A 16,271-nucleotide genomic window follows, 5' to 3' on the forward strand; every position below is an offset into this window, starting at 1 on the left:
TCAGGCAGGCCAACGCCCTGAATGCCTCATTCAGGGCGTTGAACGTCGCCAATGCCTCATTCAGGGCATTGCGGCCGGTCAGGCGATGTCGTCGATGGCCCGGTAGATCCGTTTCTCCGAGACCGGGTAGGCGGTGCCGAGCGTCTGGGCGAACAGGCCGATCCGCAGCTCCTCGATCATCCACCGCACCCGGCCGTCGTCCCCCGGCCGGCCGCGCACCTCCGCGTAGGCGGCGGCCGCGTCCTGCACCACATAGGTCCACTCCAGGTCCCGGTCCGGCCGCTCGGGCAGTTTCGCCAGCCGCCGCAGCACCCCGCGCAGGTAACGCTCCACATCGGACAACCGGGCGACCCCGGTCGCGGTGACGAACCCGTCGAACACCAGGCCGGCCACCTGCGCCCGCATGTCCGCGACCGACTCGGCGAACACCTTCCCGGTCATCCGCGCCAGCGCGGCGTCGACCTCGGCGTGCGCGGTCAGCACGCCACGCACCCGGTCCAGCGCGGTGTACAGGCCGTCGGCCAGCCCACCCCGCACCGCCGCGACCAGCGCGGTGAACGACTCGGCGGTCCACACCGGCCCGCCGTGCGCGGCGATCAGCTCGTCGGCCGCCGCGTTGAGGCAGTCGGCCAGCAGCCCGGGCACGCTCCCGTGCGGGTTGGCCGACAGCGCCAGCTTCGCCGCGTTCGGCAGCCGCCGCACCACCTGTTTCACCGGCGAGGGCACCGTCAGCAGCACCAGCCGCCGGGTGCCTGGCCGCATCGCCCGCGCCTGCTCGGCCTCGCTGTCGAACAGCCGGATCGCCACCGCCGAGCCGGTGTCCACCAGCGCCGGGTACGCGGTCACCTGCTGGCCGGCCCGCCGCAGCGACACGGCACGCTCGAGCGCGCCGAACGACCAGGAGGTCAGGCCCTCACGGGTGATGCCCTCCTCGCCGGAGGCCAGCGACTCCCGCACCCGCGAGGCCAGCTCCCGCTTCAGCGCACCGAGATTCTTGCCGGTCAGCACCGGCCGGTCGCCGTCGACCACCTGGAAGGTGGTGCGCAGGTGTTGGGGCACCTGGTCGAGCTGCCAGGCGTCCGGCGGCACGACCACCCCGGTCAGCTCGCGCAGCAGCTGGGTCACCTGGTCGAGTGACGGCTCGGCCACCGCCGCCAGCCGCTCACGCAGCGCGGCCACGAAGTTCGGCACCGGCACGAAGTTGCGCCGCAACGGCTTGGGCAGCGACCGGATGAGCGCGGTCAGCAGCTGCTCCCGCAACCCGGGCACCTGCCAGGGCAACCCGTCGGCGCTGACCCGGTTCAGCAAGGCCAGCGGCACCTGCACGGTCACCCCGTCGGTGGCCTCGCCCGGCTCGAACCGGTAGCTCAGGTCGAGCTGGATGTCGTTGTGCGACATGGCATCCGGGTACGCGTCCGGGCGCACGTCGCCCGCGTCCGGGTTGACCAGCATCGCCGGGTCGAAGGTCAGCAGGTCCGGGTTGTCCCGCCTGGTCTTCTTCCACCAGGTGTCGAAGTGCCGCCCGGACACGACTTCCTGGCCGACCCGCTCGTCGTAGAACTCGAACAGGGACTGCTCGTCGACCACGATGTCGCGCCGCCGGGCCTTGTGCTCCAGCTCCTCGGCCTCGGCGAGCAGCTCGGCGTTGCGCTTGAGGAAGGTGTGGCTGGTCGGCCACTCCCCCTGCACCAGCGCGTGCCGGATGAACAGCGCGCGGGCCACCGGCGGGTCGATCCGGCCGTAGTTCACCGGGCGGTCGACCACGATCGGCAGGCCGAACAGCGTGACCCGCTCCGAGGCCATCGCCGCCGCGCGTTTCTTCTCCCACCTCGGCTCGCTGTAGTTGCGCCGCACCAGGTGTCCGGCGAGCGGCTCGATCCACTCCGGATCGACGCGGGCCACCACCCGGCCCCACAGCCGGGAGGTCTCCACCAGCTCGGCGGCCATCACCCAGCGCGGCTGTTTACGGAACACCGAGGAGCCGGGGAAGATCGCGAACTTCGCGTTGCGCGCGCCGAGGTACTCCTTGCCGGCCGGGTCCTTGAGCCCGAGGTGGGACAACAGGCCCGACAGCAGCGCCTGGTGCACCCGCGCCGGCTCGGCCGGGGTGTCGTTGGCGGTGACGTCGAGACTCTTGGCCATCTGGCGCAGCTGGCCGGCGACGTCCTGCCACTCGCGCACCCGCAGGTAGTTCAGGAACTCCGCGCGACAGAGCCGGCGGAACCGGTTGGCCGACAGGTCCCGCTTCTGCTCGGTCAGGTAGCGCCAGAGGTTCAGGTAGCTCAGGAAGTCCGACTCCGGGTCGCGGAACCGGGCGTGCTGTTGGTCGGCCTGCGCCTGCTTGTCCACCGGCCGTTCCCGTGGGTCCTGAATGGACAGCGCGGCGGCGATCACCATGACCTCGCTGACACAGCCGTTGTCCGCGGCCGCCAGCACCATCCTGGCCAGCCTCGGGTCGACCGGCAGCCGGGCGAGCTTGCGGCCGAGCGGGGTCAGCTTCGGCTCGGAGGACTTCGTCGAGGACTCCAGCGCGCCGAGCTCGTGAAGCAGGTTCATGCCGTCGGTGATGTGCCGGCGGTCCGGCGGCTCGACGAACGGGAACTTCGCGATGTCCCCGAGGTCGGCGGCGGCCATCTGCAGGATGACCGACGCCAGGTTGGTGCGCAGGATCTCCGGGTCGGTGAACTCCGGGCGGGCGTCGAAGTCGTCCTCGGTGTAGAGGCGGACACAGATGCCGTCCGAGGTGCGCCCGCAGCGGCCCTTGCGCTGGTTGGCCGAGGCCTGGGAGACCGGCTCGATCGGCAGCCGCTGCACCTTCAACCGGTTGCTGTAGCGGGAGATCCTGGCGAAGCCGGGGTCGATGACGTACTTGATGCCCGGCACGGTCAGCGAGGTCTCGGCCACGTTGGTGGCCAGCACCACCCGGCGGCCGGAGTGGGGTTGGAAGACCCGCCGCTGCTCCCCCGAGGACAGCCGGGCATAGAGCGGCACGATCTCGGTGTTGGCGCGTTGGGTGGCGGCCAGCGCGTCCGCGGTGTCGCGGATCTCGCGTTCGCCGGACAGGAACACCAGCACGTCGCCGGGGCCCTCGGCGCACAGCTCGTCGACCGCGTCCAGGATCGCCTGGGTCTGGTCGCGGTCCGGGTCGGCATCGGGCACGTCCGGGTCGACCACCGGGCGGTAGCGGACCTCGACCGGGTAGGTGCGCCCGGAGACCTCGATGATCGGCGCGTCGTCGAAGTGGTTCGAGAACCGCTCCGGGTCGATGGTCGCCGAGGTGATGATCACCTTGAGGTCCGGCCTGCGCGGCAGGAGCTGGCGCAGGTAGCCGAGGATGAAGTCGACGTTGAGGCTGCGCTCGTGTGCCTCGTCGATGATCAGGGTGTCGTACTGGCGCAGGTCGCGGTCGGACTGCAGCTCGGCGAGCAGGATGCCGTCGGTCATCAGCTTGAGCACGGTGGCGTCGCCGACCTGGTCGGTGAACCGGATCTTCCAGCCGACCGCGTCGCCGAGGCGCACGTCCAGCTCGTCGGCGATGCGTTCGGCCACCGTGCGGGCGGCGATCCGGCGCGGCTGGGTGTGCCCGATCAGCCCGCGCACGCCGCGGCCCAGCTCGAGGCAGATCTTGGGCAGCTGGGTGGTCTTGCCCGAGCCGGTCTCGCCGGCGACGATCACGACCTGGTGTTCGGCGATCGCCTTCTTGATCTCGTCGCGGCGCTGGCTGATCGGCAGCTCGTCCGGGTAGGTGATCTTCGGGACCGCGGCCCGGCGGCGCTCGACGCGGGTGGCCGCGCGGTCGATCTCGGCGGCCAACTCGGCGATCCGCTCCTGTCTGACCGTCTGGTCACGGAGCTTGCCGAGCGAGTCGAGCCGACGGCGAAGCCGTCGTTCGTCGCGCAGCGTCACCTCGGACAGCCGAGCACGGAGGTCCCCGAGGCTGGTGGTAGGCACAGTCATCGCACCACCGAGCCTAACGACCCACGCCACCGAGTTTGTGGAGGTGGGTCGGCTGCCGGTCAGCGGGTCAGGGACTCGCCGAAGCGGGTGAGGTCGCCGGCGCCCTCGCGGATGACCGTCAGCTCGTCGTCGGAGAAGTCGATCACCGTGGTGGGCTCGACGCCGCAGTCGCCGGAGTCGATGACCGCGTCCACCACGTGGTCGAGGCGCTCCTTGATCTCCCAGCCCTGGGTGAGCGGCTCCTCCTCGCCGGGCAGCAGCAGGGTGCTGGACAGCAGCGGCTCGCCCAGCTCGGCGAGCAACGTCTGGGTGACGACGTGGTCGGGGATGCGCACACCGACGGTCTTCTTCTTCGCGTTGAGCAGCCGGCGCGGCACCTCTTTGGTGGCTGGCAGGATGAAGGTGTAGCTACCGGGAGTAGCGGCCTTGATCGCGCGGAACACCGTGTTCGACAGGTAGACGAGCTGACCGAGCTGGGCGAAGTCGTGGCAGACCAGGGTGAAGTGGTGCCGGTCGTCGAGCTGGCGGATCGACCGGATGCGGTCGACCCCCTCTCTGTTGCCGGTCAGACAGCCCAGCGCGTAGCACGAGTCGGTCGGGTAGGCGATCAGCCCGCCGTCGCGCAGGATCGCGATCACCTGCCCGATCGCACGTCGCTGCGGGTTGTCCGGGTGCACGTCGAAGTACTTCGCCACCCGACCACCCTAGGGCGGCCGGGTGTCGAGCACCCGGCCGGGAGGTTCAGGCCCGGGTGACTTCGAAGGAGCCGTAGCTAGTAATCGGCATCCACCCGGTCCACCCGTTGAACCGGAACTTCCCACTGAACCGGGTGACCGCGCCATTCTCGTCACAACTCACCGAGGTGCCGTAATAGTGGCGGGCATACGCTCCCGGATCGGGCATGAATTCGGTCCGGATTTCCAGTTCGCCTTCGGAAAACAAGACGTCCCAGGTGGTATAAATTTGGGGATTCTCCAGTGATGGATAGTACGCCTCCGCCCACAGTTCCCACCGGTCGAAACCAGGCAGGACGTCGAGCTCGAGATCGTAGGAATTCCCGGTTTGCTCGTCGTGCACGACCTGACCCTCGTAGCTGCCGAGCCACTGATCAGCGTTCGGCGCGCATGTAGCGGCCACGGCACCGGCCGTCGACACCCCAGGAGCGACCAGCACGGCGAGCGCCATGGCGATCGCGCCGGCAATCACGCGTTTTCTCATCATAATTCGAAGGCTAACCGGCCACCGGTCCCCGTTGGTCGGGAATTTCTCCCAGCGATTCGGGGACCGTTCCTGGTCAGGAACGCGTCATTACCTGAGTGCCCATGAGCCGGTCGAGTTCCGCCTCCGGGTCCTCGGTGAACCCGGTGTGCGTCGGTGAGGTCTGCACGATCGTGCTACGCGGCGCGGTCAGCCAGCGGAACCGCTGGCCCGGCGTGTTCTCGGCCGCCGGGCCGGCCGCGCAAGCCTGACCGAGGGCCCGCAGGGCGTCGGCCAGCACGTCCAGGTCCAGGGCCGGGTCGAGCGCACCGAGCCGGACGGGGTCGAGGTGGGTCCGGCAGCTCAGGTAACGCAGCGTCGCGCAGTACACGATCGCGCCGACGTTCATGTACTCGCCACGTTCCTGCCGGGGCACCGCGCGCACCAGCGCGTACTCATACACGTGCGGCACGGGTCTCCTCCAACGCCGGTACCCAGCTCGGCGCCTGCGCCAGTCGCCGGTGGAAGAACGCCAGGTAGGCGTCCCGGACCTGGCCGGGCGACGCGAACGCGGGGTCGGCGGCCAGCCACTCGTCCGGCACCAGCGCGAGCACCTCGCCGAGCAGCTCGTCGGTGACCAGCGGCCGTAGCGCCCGGTCGGCGTCGACCACCGAGCCGGCCGCCGGGAGCATCACGTGGTCGGCGGCGTCGTAGCGGTACTCGGCGGCCGGCACCCAGTCGGGGCCCCACCGATGGTGGAAGTACAGCGACGCGCCGTGGTCGATCAGCCAGACCTCGCGGTGCCAGAGCAGCATGTTGGGGTTGCGCCAGCTCCGGTCGACGTTGAGCACCAGCGTGTCCAGCCAGAGCAGCCGGGCGGCCAGCTCGGCGCCCGGGTCCCGCACGTTCGGGTTGAAGTCGAACGAGCCGGGCAGGTAGTCGAACCCGAGGTTGACCCCGCCGCTGGCGTCGAGCAGGTCCTGGATCTCCTCGTCCGGCTCGGCCTTGGCCAGCTGCGGGTCGAGCTCGACGAGCACGATCTCGGGCACCCGGAACCCGAGCCGGCGCGCCAGCTCCCCCACGATCACCTCGGCGACCAGCGCCTTGATCCCCTGGCCGGCACCGCGGAACTTGAGCACGTACATGCCGAGGTCGTCGGCCTCGACCAGGCCGGGAAGCGACCCGCCCTCCCGAAACGGCGTCACGTACCGGGTGGCCGTCACCGTGCGCAGGGGTTTGCCGTCATCCACGGGACGCCATCATGCCGCACCCGTCCTGGCGGCCGGCCGGGAGCGCCACGGTCGCGACCATGGTCATACTTCATTGACCCTGCCGGGTGAACATCTGTTTACTCCATCAGGTGAACATCGGTTCACCGCCCGAGGCGGATCGGTCCCGGCGGCTCATGGTCGTGCTCTGTGGATGCGGCATCACCGTGTCCCTGATGCACACCCTGGTCGTCCCCTTGTTGCCCGAAATGTCCCGAATCATGCATCTGTCCCAGGATGCCGCGTCCTGGCTGTTGACGGTGACGATGCTCGCCGGCGCGGTGTGCGCGCCGGTCGCCGGCCGGCTCGCGGACATGATGGGCAAGCGCCGGATGCTGGTCTGCTCGCTCGCGCTGATGACCGCCGGCTCCCTGCTCGGCGCGGTGAGCTGGTCCTACGGCGCGCTGCTGGTCGGCCGGCTGTTACAGGGCGCGTCCTTCGGCGTGCTGCCGCTGGGCATCAGCATTCTCAAGGACTCACTACCACCCAATCGCGTGATGGCCGGCACCGCGACCATGAGCTCCACGCTCGGCGTCGGTGGCGCGATCGGCATGCCGCTGTCCGGCGTGATCGCCCAGCTGATGGACTGGCACGCGGTGTTCTGGGCCGCCACCGCCGCCTCGCTCGCGGCGATGATCCTGGTGTGGGCGTTCGTGCCGGAGTCGCCGCTGCGCGCCGCCGGCCGGTTCGACTTCCTCGGCGCGATCGGGCTGGCCACCGGCCTGGTGTGCCTGCTGCTGGCGATCTCGCAGGGCGCGCACTGGGGATGGGGCAGCCCGGCCACGATCGGGTTGTTCGCCGGGGCCGCGGTGGTGCTCGTGCTGTGGGCGGTCTACCAGCTGCGGGTGCGCTCGCCACTGGTCGACCTGCGTACCTCCAGCCGGCCGGTGGTGCTGCTGACCAACCTGTCCACCCCGCTGATCGGGCTGGCCATGTTCGCGAGCTTCATGCTGGTCCCGCTGCAGTTGCAGGCCCCGACCGCAACCGGCTACGGCTTCGGCGCGTCGGTGATGGTCGCCGGGGTGTGCATGATCCCGATGGGGTTGGGCCTGCTGTTCTTCTCCCCCGTGTCGGCCAGGCTCTCCGCCCGGCGCGGCGCGCACGTCACGCTGCTGTGCGGTGCGCTGATCATGCTCGTCGGCAACATCCTGATGACGCTGCTGCCCGGGCACCTCGCGCTGCTCGTGCCGCTGCTGCTGATGCTCTCGATCGGCACCGCGCTGTGCTTCTCCGCGATGCCGACGCTGATCATGAACTGGGTGCCCAACACCGAGACCGCCTCGGCGAACAGCCTCAACGCCCTGCTGCGCACGATCGGCACCAGCACCTGCGCGGCGCTGGGCGGCACGTTCCTCGCGACGTTCACCATGACCGTCGACGGCCGGCAGGTGGCCTCGGCCAGCGGCTACGTGCTGACCTACTGGATCGCGGCCGGCGGGGCGCTGACCGCCGCGCTGCTCGCCGTCTCGGTCTCCTTCGCGATCCGCCGCGCGGGCCAGGAGGTCAGCCAGGACACCCGGATCGAGGACGACGCCGACCTCGCGGCTAGGTAGGCTCACCCGCCATGAGCACGGCCGACGGGTCCGGCCAGACCAGGGCCGCGATCCTGCGCGCGGCCCGGCGGCGGTTCGCCCAGCGGGCCTTCGCCGAGGTCGGCCTGCGCGACATCGCCCAGGACTGCGGGGTGAGCGCGGCGCTGGTGCTGAAGTACTTCGGCACCAAGGAGGACCTGTTCGCCGAGGCGGTGTCGTTCGAGGCCGAGGCGACCGCGCTGCTGGACTGCGACCTCGACCGGCTCGGCGAGCACCTGGTCCGCACCCTGGTCGGCCTGCAGGACCATGCCCAGTCCGACCCGTTCCTGCGCGCGGTGATCACCGCCTTCCGGCCCAACGGGCAGGACTTCGCCGCCTCGTTCCAGCACCATATGGTCAAGCCGCTGGCCACCCGCCTGCTCGGCCAGAACGCCGAACTGCGGGCCGACCTGATCTGCGCCCAGCTGGTCGGCCTCGGCGCCGGGCGCGTCGCGCTGAACCTGCCGGCGCTGTCCGCGCTGACCGTCGAGGAACTGGTCGAGCGCTACGCACCGCCGCTGCAACGGCTGATCGACGCCTGACCGGCCCCGCGACGCGCCCGCCGAACTCCGGCGAACCGTGCTTCGCCGAGCCGAACGGAACGCGCCGCGGGTCCCCCCGACTCCCACCGGTGGGTATGGGGAACAGCCTCCCGCCGGGGACGGTCGACGGGAGGCTGCTCGGACTTCCAAGTGCCCTGAATGCCTCATTGAGGACGTTGAGCGTCCCGAATGAGGCATTCAGGGCTTCCCTCGGGTTACAGCGCCGGGTAGGCGTTCTGGATCAGCTCGGAGAACTGCGCCTGGAACCAGTGCCCGGACAGCGGGGCGTCGCCAAGCGAACCCGACGGGTTGTTGCCGTTGCGCGGGTTGCCCTGGTAGGCCGGGTCGCACATCTCGTCGAAGCCCTTGCCCTCGTCGTTGGGGATCTCCTCGCTGGCACCGTCGGACTCACCCGGCGGCTTGACCCAGACGAAGGCGTCGATGCCGTCCTCCGGCGAGGCGGTCGGCCGCTCGCCGATGCCGGCACCGGACTGGTTGCACCAGTTGCCGGTGTGGATCCGGCGGTCGATGCGGGACTCCTCGACGAAGGTGTTCGGGTCGGTCGACGAGCTCGGCCCGCTCGGCCGGTCCGCGCCGCCCCAGCCGTTGCGCGAGGTGTCGATCAGCATGCTGATCGGCCGGCCGAACCGCTGTGAGAACAGCTCGCCGTAGGCCTTGGCGTAGCTGACCTCATCGACGTACCGGTTCCAGTCGACCCAGTCCGAGTCCTCGCGCACCGGCTTGCCACCGACCACGGTGTTGGCGTCGAAGTGCTCCTCGTGCAGCACACCGTAGTTGGCCACATTGGACACGAAGCCGTGCACGTCCTCCGGCGAGGCGCCGTTGTTGTTCACGGTCTCGCTCATCACCAGGTCGGCGAAGGGCTGGAAGTTGTCGTCCCAGCCGAGCCAGCCGTGGTGGCCGATGTCGATGTAGTTGTAGACGTTGGGCAACGCGCCGAGCGCGCCGAGCGCGTAGCCGACGCCCTTCTGGTAGTTACCGTTGGCCTTCATGGTGTTGCAGTTCTCGGTCTGCGTCTCCCGCGGCGCCACGTTGGTGACCAGGTTGGGCAGCGAGTCGATCTCGATGATCGCCACGATGCGCAGGTCCGCGTACGCCGAGTCGCCGAGGATCTCGGCGATCGGGTCGATGTACTCGGTCTGGTACCTGCCGATCGCGTCGGCCGGCAGCTCACCGTTGGACGCCAGCGCGGAACAGTCGCGGCCGGGCAGGTTGTAGATCACGACCTGGAACAGGTCCGCGCCCTGGTCCACCGCGGTGTCCAGGTGCTCGCGCAGGCCGCGGGCGCCCTCGGTACCGGTGATCGCGGCGGTGCGGTCCATCCACACGAACGTCGGCTCGTCGGCGATGGCCGAGCCGCCGCCCTCGGTGGCCTTGGCCGACCAGTCCGGGTTGACGTAGACAGTGGCGCCGTCGTACGGGTTGTCCACTCGCGCCGTGCTGACGTCATCGGATGTTTCCTCGGCGGTGGCCACTGAGCCGAAGGTCAGGAGTCCGGCGACCACCGACATCGCCGCGGCCGCTACCAGCGCCTGACGAGGGCGCGATCGTGTTCGTCCATTGAGGACCTTACGGTTCATCTCTCCTCCATTGGTGGGGGTTCACTTGAGGTCGGTACGCGACCCCAGATCTGGGTGTCACCCGCGTACATGGTCATGGTGTCCACGGTCACCGGGGTCGCTCCCGGGGTCGGTGGAATGTCCTGATAGGACCAGTCGTTGCCCGGGTCCCACGCGCCGGCGCTGGTGATCCGGAACTGGATCTCCCTGCGGTGCTCGGACTGGCCGGCCGGCGAGATGCCGGCGCCCGCGCAGTCGACCGAGACGTAGTAGACGGCACCGGAGTACTGCGTCGGCCCGGTCGGCGGCGAGCACTGGTTGTAGTGCGCGGTCAGGGAGAGCTGGTCGGGCGTGGTGTCCCCGTCGAGGGTGAAGTAGTACCGGAACGACCCGTCGTCGAGGATCCTGGCCGGCCACGCCGACCGGTTGACCACATAGGTCTTGATCTCGGTGTAGTTGGTGTTCGCCGAGTTCACCGCGGCCTGCAGGTAGATCTCCGGGCCGTCTGGCTGTTCGGCCGAGGGAAAGCCGATGAGCGGCTCGCCGCCGTACTCCTGGTACAGGCGGGCCAGCGCCCCGGTGAACCCGGCGTTGTAGTCGGTCGCGACCTCGTTCATCACGTAGTCGTTCCGGTCGTCGACGTACTGGTCGTTGGGCGATGGCGGGCCGCCGACCAGCGCGCCGTAGAGCACGTGCCGGTTGTCCGCCGGGGACTGGATGCTGTTGGACCACGAGCCGTGCGCGGTGCGGTGGTGCGGGTTGCGCGGCGGATTCTGGCCGAACCCCACCATGAACGACCCGCCACGCGGGTTGTCGCCAAGCGCGTAGTCGATCTGCCCGACGGCGAAGTCGTGGTAGCGCTGGCTGCGGGTGGCGTCGGTGGTCCAGTCGCTGTAGACCAGTGCGGCGAAGGCGGTGTTGGCCGCGTAGCGCAACGAACCCCAGCGGTCGAGCACCGCCTGGCCGCCCGGGGAGTACGGCACGCGCTGACCGTCCACTCCGACGGTCCAGTAGTCCAGCCAGCGGTTGGCGTCGGCGACGTAGCGTTCGTCGCCGGTGAGCGTGGCGAGCAACACGTAGGCGCCGTAGGACTTGTCGTCCCAGGCGATGGTCCACTTGTAGGAACGGTGACCGGTGGCCGGATCGGTGCTGAGCCGGTCGTACTCGGTCTCGGCCTTGGCCAGGTACGCGGCCTCGCCGGTCGCGCGGTACAGCCAGGCCGCCGCCCAGACCAGCTCGTCCTGGTAGCCGCTCCAGGAGTTGTAGTAGTTGGCCGCGTCGCGGATGCAGTCGGAGTACTTGCCGCGCACGGTGTCGGCGAAGGTGTGCAGCGTGCGTGCGTGGCCGAGCAGCGTGTTCGCGTAGCCGGGATCGGTCGGCCGGAACACCATCGAGGCCGCCGCCAGCGCGGCCGCGGTCTCCCCCGCGAGGTCCGAGCCACCGCAGGAGGCGTCGATCCGGTAGGCGGGGCGGGCCATCGGCATCGCCTCGGCCGGGCCCCACCACGCGTGGTCGGTTCCGCCGTTGCCGACCTGTCCATACAGGACGTTCGCGGACGGGTGCGCCCTGACGAAGTAGTCGCTCACCCAGCGCAGGTTGTTCAGCAGCTCGTCGAGCTGGCCGGAATCGGCGTAGGCGGCGCGGTACTCCACCGCGCCCCAGGCGAGCATGGTGGCCGAGGCGGCCATCGGGAAGCCGAACTTCACGTGGTCGCCGGCGTCGAACCAGCCGCCGGTCAGCTCGGTGTCCACATCGGACCCATCGGCGACCGCGGCGTCCGCGCGCCAGCCGACCCGGTTCCACGACGGCAGCGCGCCCGCCTGCTGGGCCTCGTAGAACCAGATGGACTTCTGCAGTGCCTCGCCGTAGTTGAACCCCGAGGACCGCGCGCTCGCCGCGCCGGACGCGGCCACGATGGCACCGGCCACCAGTGACACCACGGCGACGATCGCTCGAACGCGCATGTCCGCGGTCCCTTCTCGACATTGAGTAGGTAGTTGAGTACGTGGCTGAGTAGGTGGAACCCGGGCGGGGCCGGCGGCGAGGGATTAACCCGGCCCCGCCCGAGGTATCAGGGGAACAGCAACCCGAAGTCGGCCAACGCCATCGCGATGTCCGCCTGCGCCCAGAACCGGTGGTACCGGAACGTCGGCGCCGGGCCGGTGCCGTTCACGTACGCCTCGACCTGGGGGTAGTCGGGGTCGTCTGCGTACCAGGACCGCAGCGAGGTGAACGTCGAGTCGCTGTCGATCTGGTCACCGTTGGGCATGGTTCCGGTCCAGCCCTGCGGAACGTAGACCTCGTCGCCGAAGCGGCTGTAGTCCGCGCGCTGCTCCTCGACCGAGATGCCGATGTCGTCCTGGTTGGCCCACATGGCGTCCAGCAGGTCGCCGGCCATCTGCTGGGCGGCCGTGTCACCGGACTCCGCCGCGTAGTACATGAGGGTCCTGGCCAGTGCGGCCGTCACTCCCAGGTCCTGGTTGCGGCTGGTGACGTCGACGTGCAGCCCCGAGTTGTCACCGGGGTTGGCGGGATCCCAGGTGTCGGGCTGACCGGTCCAGCCAAGCTCGGCCGGCACCTGCCAGGTCCCGGCGGACGCGTCCACCGTGGTGTTGGCCATCGCCCAGTCGACCCACTTGTCGAGCAGGTCGCCCGCCTCGGCGTTGCTGGTGGCGTAGTACAGCTCCGCGATCCGCTGCATGGACCACGTCTGCATGCCGAACCACCGGTTGCTCGGCGGGTCGTGGTAGACCGGCTGCCAGTCGTAGTACATGCCGTAGAAGGTGGAGTGGCCGGCCGGCGGCTCGTCGTACCGGCCGTTCCAGCTGTTGGTCGCACCACCGGCGATGCCGCCCTCGTCGGACTGCAGCCAGCGGTAGAACTCCAGCTGCCGTTCGAGGCTGGTGTTCCAGTCGGTCGCCGCGCTCGGTGACCTCGGCTGCAACTGGTCCACACTGGACAGTGCCCACGCGGCCATCGGGTTCTGGTAGCCGAAGTGCGACGGGCTCGAGCCGATCCGCCACGCCCAGCCGCCGTCCGCGCCGCCGCCCCACGCGTAGTACCAGGACATCAGGTAGTGCGCGCTGTTCTTGCCGGTGCCGCCGGGGCAGGCATCCGGACCGACGCAGTCGCCGATGCGCTTGAAGTACTTGTCATACATGGAGTAGCGCAGGTAGTCGCCCATCTTCGCGGCCTTCTCGACCGTGCCCGAGATCTGCGACTGGTTGCCCTGCTCGGTGGCCCAGGTCAGTGCCCAGTACGCCGCCTGCACGGCCCGCGCGTCCGCGTCCGGCGCGTTGGTGTAGCGCCACTGCCGCGCGTACTGCAGGTCGCCGACGAACAGGTCGATGTAGCCGTTATCGCCACCGTGGGCGAAGGTGTCACAGGACGGGTGCGGCACGGTCTCCCAGGTGGACTCCTGCGGTCCACGCTGGAAGGTGTTGATGTAGGCGGGACTGCTGGTGCCGTCGCCGCAGTTGCCGTAGCCGTACCGGTTGTCCACGTCGAGCAGCCAGTGCATGCCGTAGATGTCGTCGGTGCCGTAGGTGTTGCTCAGCTCGTCGGCGATCGGGTCCTGGCCGACCGGCACGTCGAAGTCCAGGTCGCTCGGGTACTCCTCCGGGGTGTCGTGCTCGGGGGCGTAGGTCGCCGGGTCGGCCGGGTTGTAGCCGGAGTTGCCCGGCTGCTGGCTGGCCGCCGGAATGATGTGCTCCTCCATCGAGGCCCACGCCTCGTTGAAGCGGTCCCACTCGCCGGTGACCCGGCCGTACTGCGCCTCCAGCCAGACCCAGTAGCTGAACGCCTCCGAGGTCGTGACGTGCCCGTAGTCGGGCGCCTCGACGATCAGCGTCTCCACCGAGTGGTACGGCACCGGCGGGTCGTGATCGCTGAAGTAGCCGCTGGCCGGATCCTTGATCGTCTCGTAGAGCTCCAGGAATCGTTCGACGGACCGCGCGTCCATCCCGGGAACGCTTCTGGCGACCGCGGTCGACGCCGGCGAGGAGTCCAGGGGCACGGCGACCACCGGGGTGGCGAGCGAGAGCGCACCGAGCACCGCAATCGCTGGGAGCGCTCCCAAGAAGAGCTTTCTACGTCTCATCTGAGCTCCTAAGGTCAGGTCTCAACGAGCTTCTGCAGGGCGTGGAAGTCTGGGAGCGCTCCCACATTTGGTAAACAAATTGTTAGCAGCTGATCACGAGTGGTGTCAACGTCCGACACCCACCAAGTACGCGGCTGAGCCGCGTGGCGGAGCGGTCACCTCGGCGAACGCCGAGCGCCCGGTTGACAAGCCGCTGTACTCTGGTTCTTTGGGAGCGCTCCCACATTGAACTCCAACGAAGGAGGGCGATGTGAAGTCCAGACGCAGAGCCGCGGTACTTGGCGCGGTCGCGAGTCTCGCGGCCACGTTGTTCGTTGTCCTGCCAGGTCCGACAGCCTCGGCGCACGGTGGGTTGACCTTCCCGGCCACCCGCACCTACGCCTGCTACGTCAACGGGCTCGAGGGCGGCAACGGCGACCTCAACCCGACCAACCCGGCCTGCGCGGCCGCCATCGCGCAGGGCGGCAAGCAGCCGCTGTGGGACTGGTTCGGCAACCTGTTGCCCAACATCGGCAACGGGTGGCCGAACCTGGCCGACGGCACGCTGTGCGGTCCGTCGGACAAGTACGCCGCGTACCGGTTGGCCCGCACCGACTGGCCGACCACCAACGTGACGGCCGGTGCGAACGTCACCATCCGGTACAACGCGTGGGCCAGGCACCCCGGCACCTGGTACCAGTACATCACCAAGAACGGCTGGAACCCGAACCAACCACTCGGCTGGGACGACCTGGAGCCATGGCACCAGGTGACCAACCCACCGGTGAACGGCAACGGCCCGCACGGACCCGAGTACACCTGGCCGGCGACCATGCCGAACAAGTCCGGCCGGCACATCATCTACTCGGTCTGGGAACGCTCGGACAGTCCTGAGGGCTTCTTCAACTGCTCGGACGTCAACTTCAACTAAACCGAACCCACCCGGCCGGTCGCGGAGCTCCGCGACCGGCCGGGTGTTGTTCGTAGAGATGGTCGACGACATTTGGGAACGCTCCCAAATCTGGCTGGTCACATTTACGAAACCTGCCGGAAACTATACTCGCTACCGGCCGGTCACGAGGTCGCCAACTCGTGGGCCCGATCAGGAACGAACTGTCCGGCCGGTGCGATGCAACCGTCCGCCTCCCCCGGCAGCTTCACCCAGAGATAGGCGGCGATCGCCGAGTCGCCGGTCTCGGTGGTACTCGGCGTGCCGATCGCCCGTCCGGACGGGTCGCACCACTCCTCCCCGGCCGGACCGTTGCCGTTGCGGCTGGTGTCGACCACCGCGCGCAACCGGCCGTCGCCGAGTTGGGCCAGCACCGCCTTGGCGAAGGCGACCTCGTCGGCGGTGGTCCGGTAGTTCGACACGTTGGTCGAGATCCCGTCCGCGCTGGCGTAGATGTCCGCCGAGCGCAACCTGGCCGCGGCCTCACCCGGCGCCAGCCACGCGGAGTGGCCGATGTCGAAGAACACCTGCGCCTGCGACGAACCCGCCTTGAGCCGCTTGCCGGCGTAGGCCATCGAGCCCGCGGTCTGCGCCTGCTGGTCGGCGTTCTGACAGCTGGTCATCAGCGGCAACACGTCTGGTTCCAGCACGATGTAGGCCGGACGGCCGGCGAGGCCCGCGGCCACCTGGTCCACCCAGGCGCGATAGGCCTCGTGCGACGGCGCACCGCCGCCGGAGGCGCCACCACAGTCCCGGTTGGGGATGTTGTAGACGACCAGGATCGGAATCTTCCCGGCCGCCTGCGCCGCACCGACCAAGGAGTCCACCTGGGACCGTACGGTGTCGGTGTTGGTCGAGGTGAACCAGCGCGCCTGCGGCTGGTTGGCGATCCGGTCCCGGATCACCGGCGTCCGCCAGTCGTTCGGGTTGGCCGCGACCCACCGGGCGGCGTTGGTCTCGGAGTCCACATAGAACACCGAGTCCGCCGGTGCGGCGCTGGCGGGACCGGGTAACGTGATCGAGCACGCACACAGCACCGCACTCACCGTGACAAGCAACTTCCTGAGCTCCATCCAGACCTCCGGGGCAGGGGCGAAAGGTTGGATGGGAGCGTTCCCAAATCGCTGCC

General features: G+C 69.4%; 12 protein-coding genes. 3 read left to right on the forward strand and 9 right to left on the reverse strand.

Translation table 11 applies throughout. From position 1 onward, the window contains the following. Nucleotides 1-78: 78 nt before the first annotated feature. The 5 genes from hrpA to ACYVIP_RS15795 all read right to left on the reverse strand — a co-directional run bounded on the left by hrpA (nucleotide 79) and on the right by ACYVIP_RS15795 (nucleotide 6,404). Nucleotides 79-3,957 (reverse strand): ATP-dependent RNA helicase HrpA, encoded by a 3,879-nt coding sequence (hrpA, locus tag ACYVIP_RS15775; RefSeq protein WP_460396748.1) that lies wholly within the window; start codon nucleotides 3,955-3,957, stop codon nucleotides 79-81. Nucleotides 3,958-4,016: 59 nt separating this feature from the next. After that, a complete protein-coding gene (locus ACYVIP_RS15780) occupies nucleotides 4,017-4,652 on the reverse strand; it encodes an L-threonylcarbamoyladenylate synthase (protein ID WP_460396750.1) in 636 nt (211 codons plus the stop codon). A 46-nt stretch (nucleotides 4,653-4,698) separates the two neighbouring features. Continuing rightward, nucleotides 4,699-5,178 (reverse strand): hypothetical protein, encoded by a 480-nt coding sequence (locus tag ACYVIP_RS15785; RefSeq protein ID WP_460396752.1) that lies wholly within the window; start codon nucleotides 5,176-5,178, stop codon nucleotides 4,699-4,701. A 73-nt stretch (nucleotides 5,179-5,251) separates the two neighbouring features. Further along, nucleotides 5,252-5,626 (reverse strand): DUF3037 domain-containing protein, encoded by a 375-nt coding sequence (locus tag ACYVIP_RS15790; RefSeq protein WP_460396754.1) that lies wholly within the window; start codon nucleotides 5,624-5,626, stop codon nucleotides 5,252-5,254. Further along, nucleotides 5,610-6,404 carry a HipA family kinase gene (locus ACYVIP_RS15795; protein WP_460396756.1) on the reverse strand — a complete coding sequence of 265 codons (795 nt, stop codon included), beginning with the start codon at nucleotides 6,402-6,404 and terminating at the stop codon, nucleotides 5,610-5,612. Before ACYVIP_RS15795 ends, ACYVIP_RS15790 begins: the two co-directional genes overlap by 17 nt. Nucleotides 6,405-6,514: 110 nt before the next feature. Here ACYVIP_RS15795 and ACYVIP_RS15800 point away from each other — a divergent pair, with 110 nt between their 5' ends. Together ACYVIP_RS15800 and ACYVIP_RS15805 are read left to right on the forward strand one after the other, a co-directional pair. Then, nucleotides 6,515-7,975, forward strand: a complete 1,461-nt coding sequence (locus ACYVIP_RS15800; protein WP_460396758.1) for an MFS transporter — start codon at nucleotides 6,515-6,517, stop codon at nucleotides 7,973-7,975. Between the two features lie 11 nt (nucleotides 7,976-7,986). After that, nucleotides 7,987-8,535 carry a TetR/AcrR family transcriptional regulator gene (locus ACYVIP_RS15805; RefSeq protein WP_460396760.1) on the forward strand — a complete coding sequence of 183 codons (549 nt, stop codon included), beginning with the start codon at nucleotides 7,987-7,989 and terminating at the stop codon, nucleotides 8,533-8,535. Nucleotides 8,536-8,750: 215 nt separating this feature from the next. On the opposite strand, the gene ACYVIP_RS15810 is transcribed toward ACYVIP_RS15805, so the two are convergent. From ACYVIP_RS15810 to ACYVIP_RS15820, 3 genes are all read right to left on the reverse strand, one after another. Further along, nucleotides 8,751-10,136 (reverse strand): glycoside hydrolase family 6 protein, encoded by a 1,386-nt coding sequence (locus ACYVIP_RS15810; RefSeq protein WP_460396762.1) that lies wholly within the window; start codon nucleotides 10,134-10,136, stop codon nucleotides 8,751-8,753. Beyond that, nucleotides 10,133-12,079 (reverse strand): glycoside hydrolase family 9 protein, encoded by a 1,947-nt coding sequence (locus tag ACYVIP_RS15815; RefSeq protein ID WP_460396764.1) that lies wholly within the window; start codon nucleotides 12,077-12,079, stop codon nucleotides 10,133-10,135. Before ACYVIP_RS15815 ends, ACYVIP_RS15810 begins: the two co-directional genes overlap by 4 nt. A 107-nt stretch (nucleotides 12,080-12,186) precedes the next feature. Then, a complete protein-coding gene (locus ACYVIP_RS15820) occupies nucleotides 12,187-14,193 on the reverse strand; it encodes a glycoside hydrolase family 48 protein (protein ID WP_460396766.1) in 2,007 nt (668 codons plus the stop codon). A 271-nt stretch (nucleotides 14,194-14,464) separates the two neighbouring features. On the opposite strand from ACYVIP_RS15820, the gene ACYVIP_RS15825 reads away from it, so the two are divergent. Then, nucleotides 14,465-15,124, forward strand: coding sequence for a lytic polysaccharide monooxygenase auxiliary activity family 9 protein (locus tag ACYVIP_RS15825; RefSeq protein ID WP_460396768.1), 660 nt, complete (start codon nucleotides 14,465-14,467; stop codon nucleotides 15,122-15,124). Between the two features lie 143 nt (nucleotides 15,125-15,267). On the opposite strand, the gene ACYVIP_RS15830 is transcribed toward ACYVIP_RS15825, so the two are convergent. Further along, complete coding sequence (locus ACYVIP_RS15830; RefSeq protein ID WP_460396770.1) at nucleotides 15,268-16,215, reverse strand: glycoside hydrolase family 6 protein; 948 nt, start codon at nucleotides 16,213-16,215, stop codon at nucleotides 15,268-15,270. Between the last annotated feature and the right edge of the window lie 56 nt (nucleotides 16,216-16,271).

It is taken from the genome of Actinophytocola sediminis (assembly GCF_054779715.1).

What these genes read in the sequence shown, in the direction of transcription:
- hrpA (WP_460396748.1), bottom strand. Translation starts at nt 3,957, where the DNA reads ATGACTGTGCCTACCACCAGCCTCGGGGACCTCCGTGCTCGGCTGTCC.
- ACYVIP_RS15785 (WP_460396752.1), bottom strand. Translation starts at nt 5,178, where the DNA reads ATGATGAGAAAACGCGTGATTGCCGGCGCGATCGCCATGGCGCTCGCC.
- ACYVIP_RS15805 (WP_460396760.1), top strand. Translation starts at nt 7,987, where the DNA reads ATGAGCACGGCCGACGGGTCCGGCCAGACCAGGGCCGCGATCCTGCGC.
- ACYVIP_RS15810 (WP_460396762.1), bottom strand. Translation starts at nt 10,136, where the DNA reads ATGAACCGTAAGGTCCTCAATGGACGAACACGATCGCGCCCTCGTCAG.
- ACYVIP_RS15815 (WP_460396764.1), bottom strand. Translation starts at nt 12,079, where the DNA reads ATGCGCGTTCGAGCGATCGTCGCCGTGGTGTCACTGGTGGCCGGTGCC.
- ACYVIP_RS15830 (WP_460396770.1), bottom strand. Translation starts at nt 16,215, where the DNA reads ATGGAGCTCAGGAAGTTGCTTGTCACGGTGAGTGCGGTGCTGTGTGCG.